21 protein-coding genes are annotated in these 17,154 nt (G+C 53.7%); 12 read left to right on the plus strand and 9 right to left on the minus strand.

All coding sequences use genetic code 11. The features are described from left to right. Positions 1 to 26: 26 nt before the first annotated feature. Positions 27 to 1,319: an ABC transporter permease gene (locus BVC71_RS11140; RefSeq protein WP_086451846.1), complete on the plus strand. Its 1,293-nt coding sequence runs from the start codon at positions 27 to 29 to the stop codon at positions 1,317 to 1,319. Then, complete coding sequence (locus tag BVC71_RS11145; protein ID WP_086451726.1) at positions 1,312 to 1,989, plus strand: ABC transporter ATP-binding protein; 678 nt, start codon at positions 1,312 to 1,314, stop codon at positions 1,987 to 1,989. The genes BVC71_RS11140 and BVC71_RS11145 overlap by 8 nt, the downstream gene beginning before the upstream one ends. On the opposite strand, the gene BVC71_RS11150 is transcribed toward BVC71_RS11145, so the two are convergent. Then, the gene (locus BVC71_RS11150; RefSeq protein WP_086451727.1) at positions 1,990 to 2,427 is read right to left on the minus strand and encodes a CBS domain-containing protein; all 438 of its coding nucleotides are present in this window, start codon (positions 2,425 to 2,427) and stop codon (positions 1,990 to 1,992) included. Between the two features lie 192 nt (positions 2,428 to 2,619). On the opposite strand from BVC71_RS11150, the gene BVC71_RS11155 reads away from it, so the two are divergent. The 3 genes from BVC71_RS11155 to BVC71_RS11165 are packed head-to-tail and all read left to right on the plus strand — an operon-like array spanning position 2,620 to position 3,584. Beyond that, positions 2,620 to 2,988 (plus strand): c-type cytochrome, encoded by a 369-nt coding sequence (locus BVC71_RS11155; RefSeq protein WP_086451728.1) that lies wholly within the window; start codon positions 2,620 to 2,622, stop codon positions 2,986 to 2,988. A 53-nt stretch (positions 2,989 to 3,041) separates the two neighbouring features. Continuing rightward, positions 3,042 to 3,251, plus strand: a complete 210-nt coding sequence (locus BVC71_RS11160) for a TIGR03643 family protein (RefSeq protein ID WP_086451729.1) — start codon at positions 3,042 to 3,044, stop codon at positions 3,249 to 3,251. 42 nt (positions 3,252 to 3,293) lie between these two features. Further along, the gene (locus BVC71_RS11165) at positions 3,294 to 3,584 is read left to right on the plus strand and encodes a hypothetical protein (protein WP_086451730.1); all 291 of its coding nucleotides are present in this window, start codon (positions 3,294 to 3,296) and stop codon (positions 3,582 to 3,584) included. On the opposite strand, the gene BVC71_RS11170 is transcribed toward BVC71_RS11165, so the two are convergent. Then, positions 3,585 to 4,511 carry a restriction endonuclease gene (locus tag BVC71_RS11170; RefSeq protein WP_133064524.1) on the minus strand — a complete coding sequence of 309 codons (927 nt, stop codon included), beginning with the start codon at positions 4,509 to 4,511 and terminating at the stop codon, positions 3,585 to 3,587. A gap of 10 nt (positions 4,512 to 4,521) precedes the next feature. Then, complete coding sequence (gene parE / locus BVC71_RS11175) at positions 4,522 to 6,480, minus strand: DNA topoisomerase IV subunit B (RefSeq protein WP_086451732.1); 1,959 nt, start codon at positions 6,478 to 6,480, stop codon at positions 4,522 to 4,524. Positions 6,481 to 6,892: 412 nt separating this feature from the next. Between parE and BVC71_RS15560 the strand changes: the two genes are divergently transcribed. Then, positions 6,893 to 7,183 (plus strand): hypothetical protein, encoded by a 291-nt coding sequence (locus tag BVC71_RS15560; RefSeq protein ID WP_240516837.1) that lies wholly within the window; start codon positions 6,893 to 6,895, stop codon positions 7,181 to 7,183. Here BVC71_RS15560 and BVC71_RS11185 read toward each other — a convergent pair. After that, entirely contained in the window at positions 7,146 to 8,018 is an 873-nt protein-coding gene (locus tag BVC71_RS11185; RefSeq protein WP_086451734.1) for a LysR family transcriptional regulator, read from the minus strand. The genes BVC71_RS15560 and BVC71_RS11185 overlap by 38 nt on opposite strands. A 132-nt stretch (positions 8,019 to 8,150) precedes the next feature. On the opposite strand from BVC71_RS11185, the gene BVC71_RS11190 reads away from it, so the two are divergent. Next, positions 8,151 to 9,503: an MATE family efflux transporter gene (locus BVC71_RS11190; protein ID WP_086451735.1), complete on the plus strand. Its 1,353-nt coding sequence runs from the start codon at positions 8,151 to 8,153 to the stop codon at positions 9,501 to 9,503. Here the strand turns inward: BVC71_RS11190 and BVC71_RS11195 are convergent. Together BVC71_RS11195 and BVC71_RS11200 are read right to left on the minus strand one after the other, a co-directional pair. Continuing rightward, positions 9,500 to 9,913 (minus strand): hypothetical protein, encoded by a 414-nt coding sequence (locus BVC71_RS11195; protein WP_086451736.1) that lies wholly within the window; start codon positions 9,911 to 9,913, stop codon positions 9,500 to 9,502. The two genes, BVC71_RS11190 and BVC71_RS11195, sit on opposite strands and share 4 nt — an antisense overlap. A 12-nt stretch (positions 9,914 to 9,925) precedes the next feature. Further along, the gene (locus tag BVC71_RS11200) at positions 9,926 to 11,128 is read right to left on the minus strand and encodes a pyridoxal phosphate-dependent aminotransferase (RefSeq protein ID WP_086451737.1); all 1,203 of its coding nucleotides are present in this window, start codon (positions 11,126 to 11,128) and stop codon (positions 9,926 to 9,928) included. Positions 11,129 to 11,205: 77 nt separating this feature from the next. Between BVC71_RS11200 and BVC71_RS11205 the strand changes: the two genes are divergently transcribed. The 3 genes from BVC71_RS11205 (at position 11,206) to BVC71_RS11215 (ending at position 12,485) form a co-directional block, all read left to right on the plus strand. Then, on the plus strand, positions 11,206 to 11,598 hold the full coding sequence (locus BVC71_RS11205) for a helix-turn-helix domain-containing protein (protein ID WP_086451738.1): 393 nt from the start codon (positions 11,206 to 11,208) through the stop codon (positions 11,596 to 11,598). Positions 11,599 to 11,600: 2 nt separating this feature from the next. Beyond that, positions 11,601 to 11,873 carry a succinate dehydrogenase assembly factor 2 gene (locus tag BVC71_RS11210; protein ID WP_086451739.1) on the plus strand — a complete coding sequence of 91 codons (273 nt, stop codon included), beginning with the start codon at positions 11,601 to 11,603 and terminating at the stop codon, positions 11,871 to 11,873. Between the two features lie 99 nt (positions 11,874 to 11,972). Next, complete coding sequence (locus BVC71_RS11215; RefSeq protein ID WP_240516841.1) at positions 11,973 to 12,485, plus strand: MarR family winged helix-turn-helix transcriptional regulator; 513 nt, start codon at positions 11,973 to 11,975, stop codon at positions 12,483 to 12,485. Positions 12,486 to 12,523: 38 nt separating this feature from the next. Here the strand turns inward: BVC71_RS11215 and BVC71_RS11220 are convergent, their stop codons facing one another. The 3 genes from BVC71_RS11220 to BVC71_RS11230 form a co-directional block, all read right to left on the minus strand. Next, positions 12,524 to 12,952, minus strand: coding sequence for a VOC family protein (locus BVC71_RS11220; protein ID WP_086451740.1), 429 nt, complete (start codon positions 12,950 to 12,952; stop codon positions 12,524 to 12,526). 64 nt (positions 12,953 to 13,016) lie between these two features. Continuing rightward, a complete protein-coding gene (locus BVC71_RS11225; RefSeq protein WP_133064525.1) occupies positions 13,017 to 14,321 on the minus strand; it encodes a tetratricopeptide repeat protein in 1,305 nt (434 codons plus the stop codon). 84 nt (positions 14,322 to 14,405) lie between these two features. Then, the gene (locus BVC71_RS11230; protein ID WP_086451742.1) at positions 14,406 to 15,440 is read right to left on the minus strand and encodes a hypothetical protein; all 1,035 of its coding nucleotides are present in this window, start codon (positions 15,438 to 15,440) and stop codon (positions 14,406 to 14,408) included. 195 nt (positions 15,441 to 15,635) lie between these two features. Between BVC71_RS11230 and thyX the strand changes: the two genes are divergently transcribed. After that, positions 15,636 to 16,544: an FAD-dependent thymidylate synthase gene (thyX, locus tag BVC71_RS11235; RefSeq protein WP_086451848.1), complete on the plus strand. Its 909-nt coding sequence runs from the start codon at positions 15,636 to 15,638 to the stop codon at positions 16,542 to 16,544. Positions 16,545 to 16,657: 113 nt separating this feature from the next. Then, a complete protein-coding gene (locus BVC71_RS11240) occupies positions 16,658 to 17,152 on the plus strand; it encodes a BLUF domain-containing protein (protein WP_086451743.1) in 495 nt (164 codons plus the stop codon). The last annotated feature ends 2 nt before the right edge of the window (positions 17,153 to 17,154 follow it).

Consider the following 17,154-nt stretch of genomic DNA (forward strand, 5'->3'; position numbering starts at 1 on the left):
TGTCCGCTCAAATCGTAGGAGCAGTCATGTCAAACTCTGGATCAACGCCGCCGTTTTCACGGTTCGAATGGATGATCGCTTGGCGCTATGTCCGTGCCAAACGCGCCGAAGGTGGCGTGAGCGTGATGACATGGATCAGTCTGATCGGGATCACCTTGGCCGTGTTTGCATTGGTTGCAACGATGTCGATCCGCGCGGGATTTCGCACCGATTTCGTAGACACCATTTTGGGCGCGAATGCCCATGTGACCGTTTACCAAACACTCGTCGCCGATGACCGTGGGAACGTGTCGCGGGTGATTGAAAATCCAGATGACATGGCCGCCGCCCTGCGCGCTGTTGACGGAGTGACGCGCGCCGCGCCGTTAGTGCGTAGTCAGGTGATGGCAAACCACGCCTCCGCAAACGCAGGGGTTGAGGTGTACGGGATTTCCTACGACGACCTAATGACCATCCCCCGCATCGTCGAACCCGAAGAGTCGTTGGGCGATATCACGCAATTCGAAAACGGGATCGCGATCGGATCGGGCGTCGCACGTGAATTGGGCGTGACATTGGGCGATAAGATCAAGATCATTTCGCCAAACGGCACGCGTACTGCGTTCGGCACCAGCCCACGGGTCAGCGCCTATGATGTGGTCTATATCTTTACCGCGGGTCGCTATGATATCGACCGCACCCGCGTCTACCTGCCGATGGCCGAAGCGCAGCTATTTTTCGACAAAGACGGCGTTGCCGACGAAATCGAGGTTATGGTCGAAGACCCAGAAGCGGTTGATGATTACCTGCGCGATATACTGCTCGCGGCGGGTGATCGCGGTCTGGTCTGGACGTGGCGCGACAGCGCCGGATCTTTCCTGCGCGCTTTAACGGTCGAAGACAATGTGATGTTCGTTCTTATGTCGATCCTTGTTCTGATCGCGTCGATGAACATCATTTCGGGCCTGATTATGTTGGTAAAAAACAAAGGTCGCGATATTGGCATCCTGCGGACCATGGGTCTGACCGAAGGTTCGGTTTTGCGCGTGTTTTTCATCTGCGGCGCATCAATCGGCACCGCTGGCACGATTTTGGGCGTGATCGTTGGTTGTTTGTTCGTGATCTACATCGATCCGATTTTCAGCCTGATTAACTATTTTTCAGGCGGGGGCGTTTGGGATCCGTCCATTCGCGGCATCTATCATTTGCCTGCTGAGCTGAATTTGAAAAACGTATTGGCGTCGATGGCGCTGTCATTGGGACTTTCGTGGACAATCACGTTGCTACCCGCGCGCCGTGCGGCCCGCATGAATCCGGTCGAGGCTTTGCGCTATGAATAACACTTTGTCCCTGACCAATATCCGCAAAGGCTATAACCACGGTAAACCGAACGAAGTTCAGGTGCTGCGCGGCGTCGATCTGACCGTGGGGCAGGGCGAAGTTGTCGCCCTCGTCGCGCCATCGGGTGCGGGTAAATCGACCTTGCTGCATATCGCGGGGCTGCTGGATACCGCTGATGAAGGCCGCGTCGAAATCGCGGGTCAAGACGTTACGGATTTGCCTGACCGCAAACGCACCGCTATGCGCCGCGCGGACGTTGGGTTTATCTATCAGTTCCACCACCTGCTGCCCGAATTTTCGGCAGCAGAAAACATTATCCTGCCACAGCTGGCGAACGGCGTATCGCAGACAGATGCGCACGCCCAAGCGATTGCGCTGATGGATACGGTCGGGGTCGCGCACCGCGCCGATCACCGCCCTGCCGCGCTGTCGGGCGGCGAACAGCAGCGCGTCGCATTTTGCCGCGCCTTGGCTAATAAGCCGCGGTTATTGTTGGCGGATGAGCCAACCGGCAATCTAGACCCTGATACATCGGACCGAGTGTTCGACGCATTGATGACGCTGGTGCGATCTACAGGGTTGTCTGCCCTGATCGCGACCCACAATCTGGATCTAGCCGCGCGCATGGATCGCACGGTGAAACTGGACGCTGGTCAGATCGTCGTGTGATTATTCAGCTGCGATCCCTAGGATCGAAGTTTCCAAACCGCGACGGTATTCTTCGACAACGCGGCGGATGGACACCATGCCCAGCACCTTTTCACGCTGCATAACGGGTAGGTGACGGATGCCGTTTTCGATCATCACCATTGCGGCAACGCCAATCGACATATTGCGATCAATCGTAATAGGCGGGGCTGACATGATCTGGCGCACCCAGCTGGTGTCAGGGCTAAATCCATCACGGGCAACGCAGCGACGTACAATGTCGCGTTCACTGACGATGCCGATCAAACGATCTTCCTCAATCACGGCCAGCGCGCCGATATCCTCTTTCAGCATCAATGCCGACGCTTCGGCTACGGACACCATCGGCCCGATCCAAACCAAATCGCGCTCTCCGATCAGGTGTTTGATTTTCGTCGTGGAAATTTTGTTGAACTTCATCTTTAGACCCTCACTCGTGGTACGCAAACTAGCTAACGGCTGAGTTAACGACCGAACGGATACGCGGTGTTAGGCGCAAATTAGCGGATCTACCCCATCGACATTCGCGCCTATCCCAATGGTCTGTAAATTTTTCAACTGGACCTACGCACGGCAGGGTGGGAATATCATCCCAATGATAGGAGAGCAGTCATGCGCGCAACGATCGTGTTAGCCACTCTGGCCCTAGCGGCCTGCGTAGAACAAAAGCCCGTGGACGGTGCGGCGTTATTCGCCGAAAACTGTGCGTCCTGCCACGGGGCAGACGCCAAAGGCGACGCCGAAATGGCCGCTGCTTTGGGCAAATCCATTCCCGACCTGACAAAAATCGCGGCTCGCAACGGCGGCGTGTTTGACCACGATGCGGTCATGAGCACGATCGACGGCCTGCACCGCGGCGACGACAACCCGATGCCCGAATTTGGCGACGGTGATCTGGGCGAAACGATCATGGTGGGCCGCACCCCGATCCCGGCAGAGCTGTTCGCGCTGGCGAATTACCTGCACAGCATTCAGGAATAACGTGCCTTTGGCCATGCGCGTCCTATCTAGCGGATTACACCAGAAAGGACGCCATGACCGACACACTGACCCAAGCCGACCGCAGCGCGATCATCGAAATGGCGCTGTCCGATCACGTTAGCTTTGCCGATATTGAAACCGAATTTGGCCTGTCGGAAAAACAGGTCAAAGACCTGATGCGCACATCCCTAAAACGGAGCAGCTATACTGCGTGGCGCAAACGCGTGCGGCAATTCAGCGACCGCCGCGAACATTACAAATAGCCGTTTAACCATTCGCTAACCAAGTTCTGAGACGCTCAGGACATGAGATATGTGATTGTTTTGATCCTGCTGTGCCTGACCGCCTGTTCAGGCCCCACCGTGGCATTCATGGGCGCCCAAGGCACGTCTATCGACGTGAACGGCAGCACCTACACCATCTACCAAAAAGATAACCGGATCGAATCCGTCCGCACCGGCCCCGATTGGCGCCCAAACCTGATCAGCGTGGCCGCAGATTCGATCTACGCGATAGAGACCGTCACAGGCTGCAAAGTCGCCGACGGCACCTTTGACGGAGACGCCGCCGTCCAGAGGGCGCGGGTGAGATGCTAATTAGTCGTCACTAAAAAAGCTCTCATCAATAGACTTCAGCGCAAAATTGCTGATGGTCGTTACGCCAACGTTGTGTTGAATAAGCAATTTTGCGAGTTCGTCACCGTTAATCAGGACAACCCTTTGCTGAACGCGATGGATGTATTCGCGGGCTTCTCTGGAGAAGTCAGAAGTTGTGACAAACACACCCTTGGTTGCGCTTTCACCTGTCAGTGAACCAACAAACCTTTGTATATCGGGGCGGGATACTTTGTTATCGGGGCCATAGCGTTTGGCCTGAATATACACAGCATCCAAGCCCAAAGCATCCTCATTAATAATTCCGTCAATTCCACCATCACGGCTTAGGCTTGTCACCTCTGATCTAGAAAGCTTTCCAGAGCCAAATCCCATCGCGTTAAGTAGCGTAACAATCAAATGTTCAAAACGTGACGGAGTGACTTGATACAAGGCCTCTAAGACTTCGTCTTTGAGAGTCCTTTGATAGAGCTTGAAGGTCTCTTCAATCTGCTGTTCTGGCGTTAACGAAGTTGGCTCGTTTAAAGCATGCCCGTTGTCTCTGACTTCTCCGTTTGGAGATTGATAGCTATCAGCTATCCAAGTGCTTAAATTGCCAAATTGTTTCAATGTTTCATTCGAAATTTCGGTTGGTTTCTGAGCAAGTATCTCTTTTCCCACATCAGTAATTTTGTGATGGCCACGTTTGACGGACTCCAACGCTCCTGCTTTTCCTAGGTAGGTTCGTGCCCAATGAATGCGATTAGCTATCACTGTTTGAGTTCCGCTGGGGATGAGCTCTTGTCTTTCCATTTCGGAAAGCTCGAACTGATCAGCAATGATCGGAATACACTCTTTAACTGTTGTCCTCCCTTCGTTGATTAACTTCAACAAAGGGAGCATCACTTCCTGATAACTGGGAATCGTCACTCAAATTTCCTTAAACATCCAACTCTTCAACAAATTTCGCGTTCTCTTGGATGTACTGGAACCGTAGCTCTGGTTTTTTGCCCATTAGGCGTTCGACCAGATCTCCGGTTTCGCCGGGTTCGTCCTCGTCAATCGTCACGCGGATCAGTTTGCGGGATTCGGGGTCCATGGTGGTTTCTTTTAGGTCTTTGGCGTCCATTTCGCCCAGACCTTTGAATCGGGACACATCCATGCGGCCTTTGCCGCCCAGACCTTTTTCCAGCACCGCGTTCTTTTCCGCCTCATCCAGACAATAGACGCGTTTCGCGCCTTGGGTGACGCGGAACAGGGGCGGGCAGGCCAGATACAAGTGGCCCTGATCGATCAGAGGGCGCATCTGCGTGAAAAAGAACGTCATCAGTAGCGACGCGATGTGCGCCCCATCGACGTCCGCATCGGTCATGATGATGATTTTGTCATAGCGCAGATCATCGATTTTGAATTTCGCGCCCAGACCCACGCCCAAGGCTTGGGCCAGATCGTTGATTTCTTGGTTCGATCCCAATTTGCTGGACGCCGCGCCCAACACGTTCAGGATTTTACCGCGCAGCGGCAACAGCGCCTGCGTTTTACGGTCGCGCGCCATTTTCGCCGATCCGCCCGCCGAGTCGCCCTCGACGATGAACAATTCGGTGCCCGCGCGGTTGGACGCAGAACAGTCCACCAATTTACCGGGCAGACGCAGTTTCTTCGTCGCCGACTTGCGCTGCGTTTCTTTTTCCTGACGGCGGCGCAGGCGTTCTTCGGCGCGCAGGACGAGGAAATCCAGAATCGCGCCCGCGGATTTCGTGTCAGCCGCCAGCCAGTTGTCGAAATGGTCACGGACCGAATTTTCGACCCACTTGGTCGCTTCTTCGGTGGAGAGGCGGTCTTTGGTCTGGCCAACAAAGGACGGTTCGCGGACAAAGATCGACAGCAGCGCAACGCCGCCTGTGATCAGGTCATCGCGGGTGATTTGCGACGCTTTTTTGTTGTTCACCAATTCGCCGTAGGCGCGGATGCCTTTTAGGATCGCGGCCCAGAAACCCGTTTCATGCGTGCCGCCTTCGGGGGTGGGAACGGTGTTGGTGTAGGACAGGATCGACCCGTCGCGCATCGGCGTCCAGTTGATCGCCCATTCGACCGACCCAGGCACGCCGAATTTTTCTTCAAAGCTGACTTTGCCAGCGAATGGTTTTTCGGAATAAACGCTGACGTCTTTGAGCGTTTCGTTCAAGAAATCCGCCAGACCGTTGGGGAAATGGAACGACGCTTGGGTCGGAGTTTCGCCGTCATCGATGGCTGATTTCCAGCGGATTTCAACGCCAGAAAACAGATACGCTTTGGACCGCACCATTTTGAACAGGCGCGCGGGTTTCAGTTTTTGGGATCCGAAAATTTCGGGGTCAGCGTGGAATGTCACGGTTGTGCCGCGGCGGTTCGGGGCCGCGCCAATCACCTCGATCGGGCCCAGCGGTTTGCCACGCGAAAAACGTTGTTCGTACAGCTCTTTGTTGCGGGCCACCTGCACGACCATCGAATCCGACAGCGCGTTCACAACGGACGAACCCACGCCGTTCAAACCGCCCGAGGTCGAATAGGCTTTGTTCGAAAATTTACCACCCGCGTGCAGCACGGTCAGGATAACCTCTAGCGCGGATTTGTCGGGAAATTTGGGGTGCGGATCCACTGGCATACCGCGACCGTTATCGCGCACGGAAATGGACAGGTCTTCGTGCAGTTCAACTTCGATCCGGTTGGCGTGGCCTGCGACGGCTTCGTCCATCGAGTTGTCGAGGATCTCCGCCACCATGTGGTGCAGCGCGCGTTCGTCGGTGCCGCCGATATACATGCCTGGGCGTTTGCGAACGGGTTCTAGGCCCTCTAGCACCTCGATCGAGGAAGCATCGTAATCGGTTGGCTCTGCGCCGGAAAGAAGATCGTCGGACATATGTGCTGCTCTGTCTTGTTTGGCCTATATTGTGGCGCAACGCAGCGTTAGGGGCAATCTCTGGATTGATTTTTTCAATGCTGTGGATAACCTTGTGGACAGGGGGTGGGAAACGTAATTTCGGAGGAGCCGGAGGCAAAAATTGGACCCCAAAGACCAACATTTGTTAAAACATAGGCACGAACACTTTCATCCGACAGAAGACATGCTTGTCGCTGATGAAAAGGATCTATGCATGTTAGCGGTATTGGGGTCACAATTGCCAGGTCCCATGACCGCGTTTCAAGTTTGGTCGATTGCGGCATCGGTTTCATCCCGTCAGCTTAGGCGCCTGCTTCGTTTCCGGAACTTTTTTAGCCGACTGCTGGGGGGGAAAGCGTCCCGTAGTTTTGAAAACAATATAGAAGTAAACATGCAAGCGCGTCCGCCAAAGGTTGGGGATACCGTTTTGGGTTTGCGCGTGGTCGAATGTAATGATCACGTTTTAAAATTAGTGACCGAAGACAAACTACGCAAAGCGATGGTCTATGTTGCTATGTCGCGTGATCAGCTGAACGCGAATGTCATTATTTCCGGCATCGGCAAAGGCAAAGTTGGCTGTGCTTTTATGACCTTGTCGGGCAAAGTTTTCGAAGGTCCTATTGTTGATCACATGGTTGAGCGTTTCAAAAACTATGGGCTAACCCTAACAACGCGTTTGTAAGTGGTGGTAGCGGGTCACGATCAGGAACAATCAGTCCGACCCGCTGTGTTTGCGATCCTTTTAGGGCGATCTGAACGATGGGGCGGCCTGTTGTTAAAAATTCGGCCATATGCGTGGGCAACACCGTGACCCATCGTCCCGTTTCCACATGAGACGCCAAGACCACTGTTGAATTGCTTTGCACGGTTGGGGTCGGCGTGACGCCAGCGGCAATCAACATTTGATCAATGATCTGCCGATTTTGCATGTTAGGTGTCAGAAGGCATAGATTTTCCTGCGCCAATTCGGCCCATTGGATCGTGGCATTCTGGGCAAGTGGCGCATCTTTGTGGCAGATCACTGCATAATCTTCGTCGAATAGGGGCACAGTTTTGACCCGCCCCAACGGTGCGTGATCCAAATATGTGATCCCAGCGTCAATTTGTAGATTGTCCATCATCGCCTGCATTCCCGCAGATGATTGAGACAAAATTGAAAATCTGACGTTCGGATGTTTTGCATAAAACTTTTCAGTCAGGTCCGCGACCATAGGCAAGGCCGTAGGGATGACGGCCAGTTTGATTTCGCCGCTTAACCCTTTTTTAGAGCTACGCATTTCTTGTTTGAATGTGCGCGTGTCGCCGACGATGCGCAGTGCCCATTCCAAAGCGCGTTCGCCTTCGGTCGTTAATCCGCCAAAGCGAGAGCCGCGGTTCACAAGTTGGACGCCCAATTGAGATTCAAGTTGTTTGATGCCTGCTGAAAGCGAGGGCTGGGTTATACCCAATTCTTCGGCGGCGCGGCCAAAATGGCGGATACGCGAAAGAGCTATGAACATTTCAAGCTTATCAATCATTTCGCAAACCTGACTTTGCCCATGTGTTCTGTGTCGCGTAGGCGATGATGGTTGTAACTAAAGTCGCTGTCCAGACGTGATAAAAATTTGATCATATAGACAGAAAATCAATTCGCAGGTATTGGCCAAAGTATGAACAACAAGATGACCATACGCGGCGATATGCTGCCCCTGATCAAATTAGGCCTGCCGCTGGTCGGTAGCAGTGTCGCAGGGTTCCTGATCCACATGACCGACACGATGATGTTGGGATGGTACGATGTGACCGCCTTGGCGGCGGTTACATTGGCGACTTCTGCATGGTTCGTCGTGTTTATGCTGGGCGCAGGTTTTGGTTTTGCGGTTGTTCCGCTGGTGGCCTCTGCCCATGCGGCAGGGGATGAAACCCGCGCGCGCCGTGTGACGCGAATGGCGTTTTGGCTATCGATTTTGTATTTCGCGCTGGTAATGCCGTTGTTCTGGTGGTCTGGACCTTTGTTCCGCATGATCGGACAAGAGGAGATCATTAGCGCCGAGGCGCAGCTATATTTGCGTATCGCGGCCTTTGGGACTGCGCCCGCATTGTTGACGATGGTGCTGCGTAGTTACTTGTCGGCGCTGCAATACACAGCTGTTCTGTTGCTGGTGACCTTGGGCGGTGTCGTTGTAAACGCCGTGCTGAATTACACATTGATTTTTGGCAATCTGGGCCTGCCTGAGATGGGCATTCGTGGCGCGGCGGTTGCGTCCATTATCGTTGAGGGTGGCACCATGCTGGTTTTGGGTATTTATGCCCACGCGAAAATGCCCGAAATCCATCTGTATCAACGGATTTGGAAACCCGATTGGGAGGCATTTTTACAAGTGCTGCGCATGGGGATCCCCATTGGTTTGACCTCAGTGGCCGAAGGCGGTCTGTTTTCGGCATCCGCCGTGATGATGGGCTGGATCGGCGAAATTGAATTGGCTGGCCACGGTATCGCGCTGCAATTGGCGGCCTTGGCGTTTATGTTCCACGTTGGGATGAGTCAGGCCGCAACCATCCGAGCGGGCGGCGCCTATGGTCGCAAAGATGAACTAGAGCTGCGCCGGACGGCTTGGGCGTCGATTACCATCGCGTTGTCATTTGGCGTTTTGGTGATCATAACGTTCTTATCCGTACCCGATTTCCTGGTCGGTCTATTCGTGGACGTGAACGACCCTGAACGCGATGCTGTGATTGCTGTCGGCGCAACCCTATTGGTCTATGCGACGCTGTTTCAATTCGTGGATGCGGGGCAAATTGTGGCCGTTTCGCTATTGCGCGGTGTTCACGACACCACGGTTCCGATGTGGTTGGCAACGATCAGCTATTGGATCATCGGCCTACCAGCCAGCTATGTCTTTGCCTTTGTAATCGGATGGGGTGCCAGCGGTCTATGGCTGGGATTGGTTGTCGGATTGGCGATGGCAGCATTGACACTGATGACCCGTTTCTGGACCAAAGGCGTGAAAATCGGCGCTTAGTCTTCTGACTTTTGATTGGCTAACATCCGGTCCGCTTTTTTCCGAACCAAAACAGACCGAAGGTCATGCATCGCCAGCAATAGGGCGTCGGTGACATCCTCTAGCTGTTCGTCGGTTGCTTTGGATTGGACCCATTGCGTGGTGATGTTCATGTAATCAACCGCGCGGTGGATGTCATCGATATCGCGCTTGGCCAACAAAGCGATACGATTTTCCAACCAGGTTTTGATCTCTTCGAATTCGTCAGGCAGCAGTTCACGACCGCCATGCGGTTTGATTTCGCCGTTTTTGACGTTCACGACAGCGATCTGGTTCATTTCGATCCGCCGCTGTCGATTTTCAGTATCAACACGAAAAACCACAGCACCATTTTCGCGGATGCGGAAATAGAATTCAGGTAATTCGGTCATAGACGGTCCTGTTTACTTCAGGCCTGCGCAGAATGTTTGAATGCGTGTGCAGGCATCGGTGAGTTCGCTTTCTGATGTAGCGTAGCTGACCCTAAAGTTAGGCGAAAGCCCAAATGCCGCACCAAAAACAACGGCAACACCTGTTTCTTCTAGCAGGGCGATGGCGAAATCTTCGTCGTTGGTGATAGTTTTTCCGCCCGCGCTGGTTTTGCCGATACAGGCCGAGATATCTGGGTAGACGTAGAACGCGCCTTCGGGCGTCGGGCAGGTGATGCCGTCGGCATCGTTCAGCATCGCCACGACCAAATCGCGGCGTTTTTGGAACAGCGCCTTGTTTGGATCAATGTAATCTTGGGTGCCGTTCAACGCCTCGACCGCAGCCCATTGGCTAATGGTGCAAGGGTTCGACGTGGACTGCGACTGAACCTTGCGCATGCCTTTGATGATTTCTTCGGGTCCGCCTGCGTAGCCGATGCGCCAGCCCGTCATGGCATAGGCTTTGGACACGCCGTTCACGGTTAGGGTGCGATCATACAATTCGGGTTCGACCTGCGCGGGGGTGCAGAATTCGAAATCGTCAAACACCAGATGTTCATACATGTCGTCGGTCATCACGTAGACATGCGGATGACGCATCAACACATCGGTCAGCGCCTTTAGTTCGTCCCATGTATATCCCGCGCCCGATGGGTTGGACGGAGAGTTGAACAAGAACCATTTGGTTTTTGGCGTGATCGCGTTTTCCAGCTGTTCGGCGGTGATTTTGAAACCGTTGTCCATGGACGTTTCAACCACCACAGGCGCGCCGCCGCCCAGCAGGACCATATCAGGGTAAGACACCCAATAGGGGGCGGGGATGATCACCTCGTCGCCGGCATTCAGGGTCGCCATAAATGCGTTGTACAATACCTGCTTGCCGCCGGATGCGACGCTGATCTGGTCTACCGTGTAGGTCAGATCATTGTCGCGTTTGAACTTGGCGCAGATCGCCTGTTTCAATTCGGGGATGCCGTCGACCGCCGTGTAACGGGTTTTGCCTTCGGTGATGGCGCGGATACCAGCGTCTTTGATGTTCTGCGGCGTGTCAAAATCAGGCTCGCCCGCAGACAGACCAATAATGTCGCGGCCTTGGGCCTTTAGGTCTTGGGCGATTGCTGTCATCGTCATGGTCGGCGATGGTTTCACGCGTGAAAGTGTCGTTGATAGAACGGACATGCCGCCTCCGATGGTCTAATTGGACGGATGTGTCATAAGGTGGGCCTAGAACCTGTTCAAGCAGCAAGGAGATTACGATGGATCAATCGATCGAAGAAAACTGGTACAGCGACGATCAAGCCACATTCGGCGACCGACTGGCTGGTGCGCGCGATGCCGCGTCGATGACCCAAAAAGAATTGGCTGCAAAGCTGGGCATCAAATTGAAAACGCTCAAGGCGTGGGAAAACGATCTGACGGAACCGCGTGCCAATAAACTGTCGATGGTCAGCGGTCTGTTGGGCGTATCTATGACTTGGCTGTTGACCGGCGATGGCGAAGGTCCAACAGAGCCTTCTGAAAATGCAGATATTGCCCCCGACGTGCTGAACCTGCTATCCGAAGTCCGAGACCTGCGCGTGCAGATGACCCGCAATGCGGAACGTCTGGGACAGTTGGAAAAAAGGCTTCGCGCGGCCCTGAAGGAATAGTGATGCAAGAACCCAGAGACGTCCGTATCAAACGTTTGGCCATGCGGTCTATGCGCCGCGGGATCAAAGAAATGGACCTGATCCTGTCGGATTTCGCCAACCGCGAATTGCAGGGCATGACGGACGCCGAACTGGATCACTACGAAACCTTCATGGACGAAGCCGATCTGGACCTGTACCGCTGGATCAGCGGGCAGGATACCGCCCCGGCTGAATTCAGCGCGCTGGTGGCGAAAATCGCATCGGGCGCAAAGGGCCTAACGGCTCCAAACTAAGAAAGTTTGATTTAGGCTGATGCTATTAACGTTTTCTTCGGGTCTGGGACGCTACACATAGTCCCAGATGACCGAAGAGGAGCCAATGGCATGAGCCTAATGTCCGAACTCGGGGTCCAGAAGGAAACCTCCACCAAACCCGCGCAGAATGCCGCATTTATGTCCAGCTATCTGGATTCATTGACTATGGTCGAACGATTGCATCGACTGTTGCTCGATGTGATCAAAGATGAATTCGAACGGCTGGGTATCCTAGAGCTGAACTCTGTTCAGGCGCTGTTGTTATTCAATGTGGGTGACAACGAAGTCACCGCAGGCGAATTGAAATCGCGTGGGTACTATCAGGGATCGAACGTCAGTTATAACCTGAAAAAACTGGTCGAAATGGGGTTCATGCATCATGAACGCTGTCATGTGGATCGTCGTTCCGTCCGCGTGCGCCTGACCGAAAAAGGCCGCAAGATCCGCGATATCGTGTCGAACCTATTCATGGCCCATGCCCAAGGTTTGCAAGACCGCAGTGTCGTTGATCTGGATGGCATCGACCATATCGCGACGACCTTGCGACGGATCGAACGATATTGGGCGAACCAAATCCGATACATTTATTAAAAAACGGGCTGCGACCGAATTGGTCGCAGCCTTTGTTTTTACCAGTGTCCAGTGTTTTCCATGCTGGCCCATGGTTCTGCGGGGGGCAGGGCATCGCCCTCTTGCAGCAGTTCGATCGATACGTTGTCGGGTGAACGAACAAAGGCCATGTGCCCGTCGCGCGGTGGGCGATTGATCGTCACGCCAGCGTCCATCAATTTTTGGCACATGTCGTAGATATTTGGGACGCGGTAGGCCAAATGGCCGAAATGGCGACTATCGGATGGCAAACCTTCGTCGCCGTCCCAATTATAAGTCAGTTCAACAGGGCATTCTTCTTGGCCTTCTGGGGCCATGAATACCAACGAAAATCGACCGGCGTCATTATCGATACGGCGCGTTTCGTTGAGGCCCAAAAGTTTGAAAAAGTTCATGGTGGCGTCCAAATCTTTGACGCGGACCATTGTGTGTAAATAACGGATTGGCATGATCGCCCCCTTTCGTTTCTGACCGAATGGTAGAAGTTTTCGAGCGATCTGCCAGCCTATTCGATCAGAAAGTCGACCGTAGCCCGAATTCGATACCCGAGGCCGACCGATCAAAGCGGCTGACGTTGCTTTCTGTCCATTGGCCTGTGACCGTTAGGACAGGTGCAAACCCAGCAAAGGATTGGTCAGGGAACGTGAAATCAATCGACGCAAAGGTTGTATCGTCGCTGCGCCCACCCGGGACAGGCACAATGATTGTATAGTCAGGGTAGTCTGCCCAGCTGCGTCCCAACTGCGCTGTAATCTGAGCGGGGCCAACACGATTGGCAAAGCTATAGTTCATCGAAATGCCACGAACGTCGCCATTACGGTTCGAGTTGGAGCTTTCGGTTTCCGATTGCGAAAACGTGAGCCGCCCCCGACCCGCTAGCGGGCCGTCTGAAAACCGTTTGTGCAAGCTAACCGCGTATGACGTGACTTCATCGGACCAATCGCTGTCATTGCGGCCAAACCGGTTTTCACGGCTCGCGTCTAGGCCAACACCGAACCCATTGTCGGATCGCCAATCCAATCCGCCGCCATATTGTGCAAAATCGTAATATGGATCGCCCGCCGCAAATCGGCGGCCCGTCTTGAACTGCCATGATGTGCTGACGTCGCCGATATTTTGGCGGTAGGTCGCCCCCAACGTGACCCGCGCTGACGAAAAGTCGCTGTTTTCACTGTCAGGAGAGGCTTCTTTCGCCTCGTTCGATAGGAATACTGACGTACCATCGACATGACCGTTTAGTTCAAACAGCGTGTCTGATGTTTGCGCAACGCGGTATTTGGCGGTCACTGCATATCCAACCCGAAACCCTGATAAGGCCTGCGCATCAGGGCTAAGTGTACCAATCGCCGTCAATCCGTCGATGATGTTGTATTCGCTTTCCGACCCGCCGTTCACATTGTCTGATTGGGAAAATGACAGATCAAACTGCAGTCGCAGCGGGTTTTGCTGGGCGATGCGTCTATAGTCTTGCGCGATCTGCGCCTCGGTCTGCGGCGTAGGGGCGTGAATTGCCGCGCGACGCAGCCACAATTGGCTGGCAGTCAGGCGACCATTTTGAAACGCAGCGATGGATGCAATCCGTGCCAGGGCCAGATGCTGTGTATTTTCCGTCGCGGTTCGGTATCCCAATCGGGCGGCGCGGTAGGCGGCTTTGGTGTCGCCCGATTTCAAAAGAGAGCTGGCAAGAATGGCGTGCGCTTCGGTGTCGTCAGGGTTGGCGCGCAGCAGTTGCGTTGCAATATCAATGGCAACTTGCGTATCACCTACACGCACAGCTTGGGCCGCGATGTTTCGGGCGGATTGGAAATCGAGTTGCATCAGTTGCTGCGCGTGAATAGGCGCAGAAGTCATCAGCCAAAAAGAGGCCGCACAGGTTAAAACAGATTTGAACATAGCTGTGATTTACGGGTTCACGATGTCACAAATCGCGGCATCATCGGGCAATCCGCACTGGGTCAGTACAAAGATGCCGTATTCTTCCTCTAATTCGATCTCTCTTCCATCGATTGGATCAATATGGTTTGAGACGAACAACCCGCCAGCCATACCAGTCGCGCCATCACCGGCAAGAACGCCCCCGTATGTGCCTTCGCCGACTTCGTAGCTTTCGACTGTGATTGGGTCGGTCCCAACCTCTTGAATAACTTGTCCAACGACGGTCCCTGTAAACTGGCCACTTTCGTCGACGGTGCCCGGCTGCAAGATCAGGTCATTCACCCCGTAAGTTGTGCCTTCAAAGGCGTCTTCGGGGTAGCCGCTCATTAACGTAAATTGACGATTGACGATTGCGCCGTTGATTGCGTTGTCGCCAAAATCGACATTTATGAATGCCTCTCCTTCGACAATGATTGGCTGAGTTGGCCATAGCGATGCATATTCGTCGCTATTGTAAGGGGCGGGTACCACCAAAAGTTCATCGCCATAATACGTCAAATTGGTAATTCCGACATAATCGCCAGCGTAGCTCACCAATCCGACCTCAGGTCCTGCACTATATTCCTGCCGCGCGAACATTTGGGTGCCACCAAAATATTCGGTAAATTGGCCGCCATCCGCAACGATTGTGCCTTGTGCGGTACCGTCAGGTGTTTGAGCGACATAGGCGATAAAATACCGGTCGAGCGGATCATCCTGGTAGTTGAAGGCATAGTAACCAGGCACATCCAGATCCGCAGCGCGGTTGTATTCGACCAGAGGGTAATCATTCCCAACCCGATCCAGCGCATACATATCGACATAGAGCGTTTCGGTGTCTGGATCATAAACCGCAGTGGTAAGGTTGTTTTCCAGATCGCTTAGATCAATCGCGGTCTCTTCAACGGTCTCTTCGGTTGTTTCTTCTACAACCTCCTCGGGATCGTTGAAATACAGCGGGTTTTCGCCTTGGCATCCTGCCAGCATAGCAAAAACAATGGATGCGGCGGCGTACCGGTACATGAAATAACCCTGCTCTTTGACTGCTCTTTGTTGGGGTGAAAATCCAACGTCTGCGTGGGTGTGTCAACTATTGGTATAGCGGCATTAGCAATTTGTCGTAATTGCGCCACGAGGCGGCGAAGGCAAAATCTGGGGCTGTCCACGGCCGCGATGGCGTATATAGTCCCCGCGAAACGAGTCCAACAGGAGATGCAGATGCCCGTAACGCCCGAACAAGAAGCCGAGATTGCAGAGCTTCGTGCGACCCCACGCCAAACATTGCGTGCCGTGTCCGAGGGCATGGAAAAACATCTGTACGAAGTGAAGCCGGTTCTGGACCACGGGTTTGTGCGCGTCATTGACTACATGGGCGATGATGCCGCGATCTGTCAGGCTGCGCGCGTGTCCTATGGTAAGGGTACAAAATCGGTTCAGAATGATGCGGGCTTGATCCGTTACCTGATGCGCCACTGGCATTCGACCCCGTTTGAGATGTGCGAAATCAAACTGCATGTGAAACTGCCTGTGTTTGTTGCGCGTCAGTGGATTCGTCACCGCACGGCTAACGTGAACGAATATTCGGCGCGTTATTCGATCATGGACCGCGAATTCTATATCCCCGAACCCGAGGTTCTGGCGGCTCAGTCCGTCGTGAATAACCAAGGCCGCGGTGAAGTGCTGCAAGGTGAAGAGGCCGCGCGCGTTCTGGAATACCTGAAAACCGACGCTGCGCGGGCATATGACCATTACGAAGAAATGATCAGCCAAGATGGCCAGCAAGGTCTGGCGCGTGAATTGGCGCGTATGAACCTGCCTGCAAACATCTATACCCAGTGGTATTGGAAAGTGGACCTGCACAACTTGTTCCACTTCCTGCGCCTACGCGCGGACAGCCACGCGCAGTACGAAATCCGCGTTTACGCAGACGAGATTTGCAAAGTGGTCGCCGATTGGGTGCCAGCGGCATACCAAGCGTTTGAAGATTACCGGATGGGCGGCGCAAACCTGTCGGGCAAGGCGCTGGAATGCATCCGCCAAATGCTAAAAGGCGAAGAGGTCACCCAAGAAAGCAGCGGAATGAGCGCCGGGGAATGGCGGGAATTCCAATCTGTCCTGAACGGATAAGTCTGCGAAACGATTAAGAAAAGCTCCAAATCGAGAGGTCGGTTTGGAGCTTTTAGCTTTTGCTGCTATACTTAACGGTAGCCGCAGCGTTTCCGCCTAAATTGCGGCTAGGCATGACCGTTACCTCCTCCAACACGGACCCGCGCAGCGCGGGCGCACAGGAGGATTCTTTGGGAAGTATCGTCAGGCTGATTTATGTCAGCATCGCTAATGCAGATCTAAACGCTGATGACGTTGTCCATATTCTGGATAACGCCAAACGCCGAAACGAGGTCAATGGCCTGACGGGCATGTTGTTGTTCGATGAAGGACAGTTCTGGCAAGTGCTAGAGGGCGAGGCGTTATTCGTTCAGCGGACATACGAACGGATTTGTCTGGATAAACGGCATACCAACATCACCACGCTTTCGTTTGAAGAAAACATAGAGCCGAAATTCAAAGATTTCAGCATGGGGCATCCTGTGGATCTGACGATGATCCATGAACCTGTTTTGTCAGAAACGTTAAAATCTGCAGGGGATAGCGACAAAGATGCTGCAAAAACCGCGAGTGATAAGATCCTCCGCGGTTTCCAATCTGGTGGTAAATGGCGTGGGCTACTGACCTAAGA

It is taken from the genome of Marivivens niveibacter (assembly GCF_002150005.2).
Taxonomy (GTDB): Bacteria; Pseudomonadota; Alphaproteobacteria; order Rhodobacterales; family Rhodobacteraceae; genus Marivivens; species Marivivens niveibacter.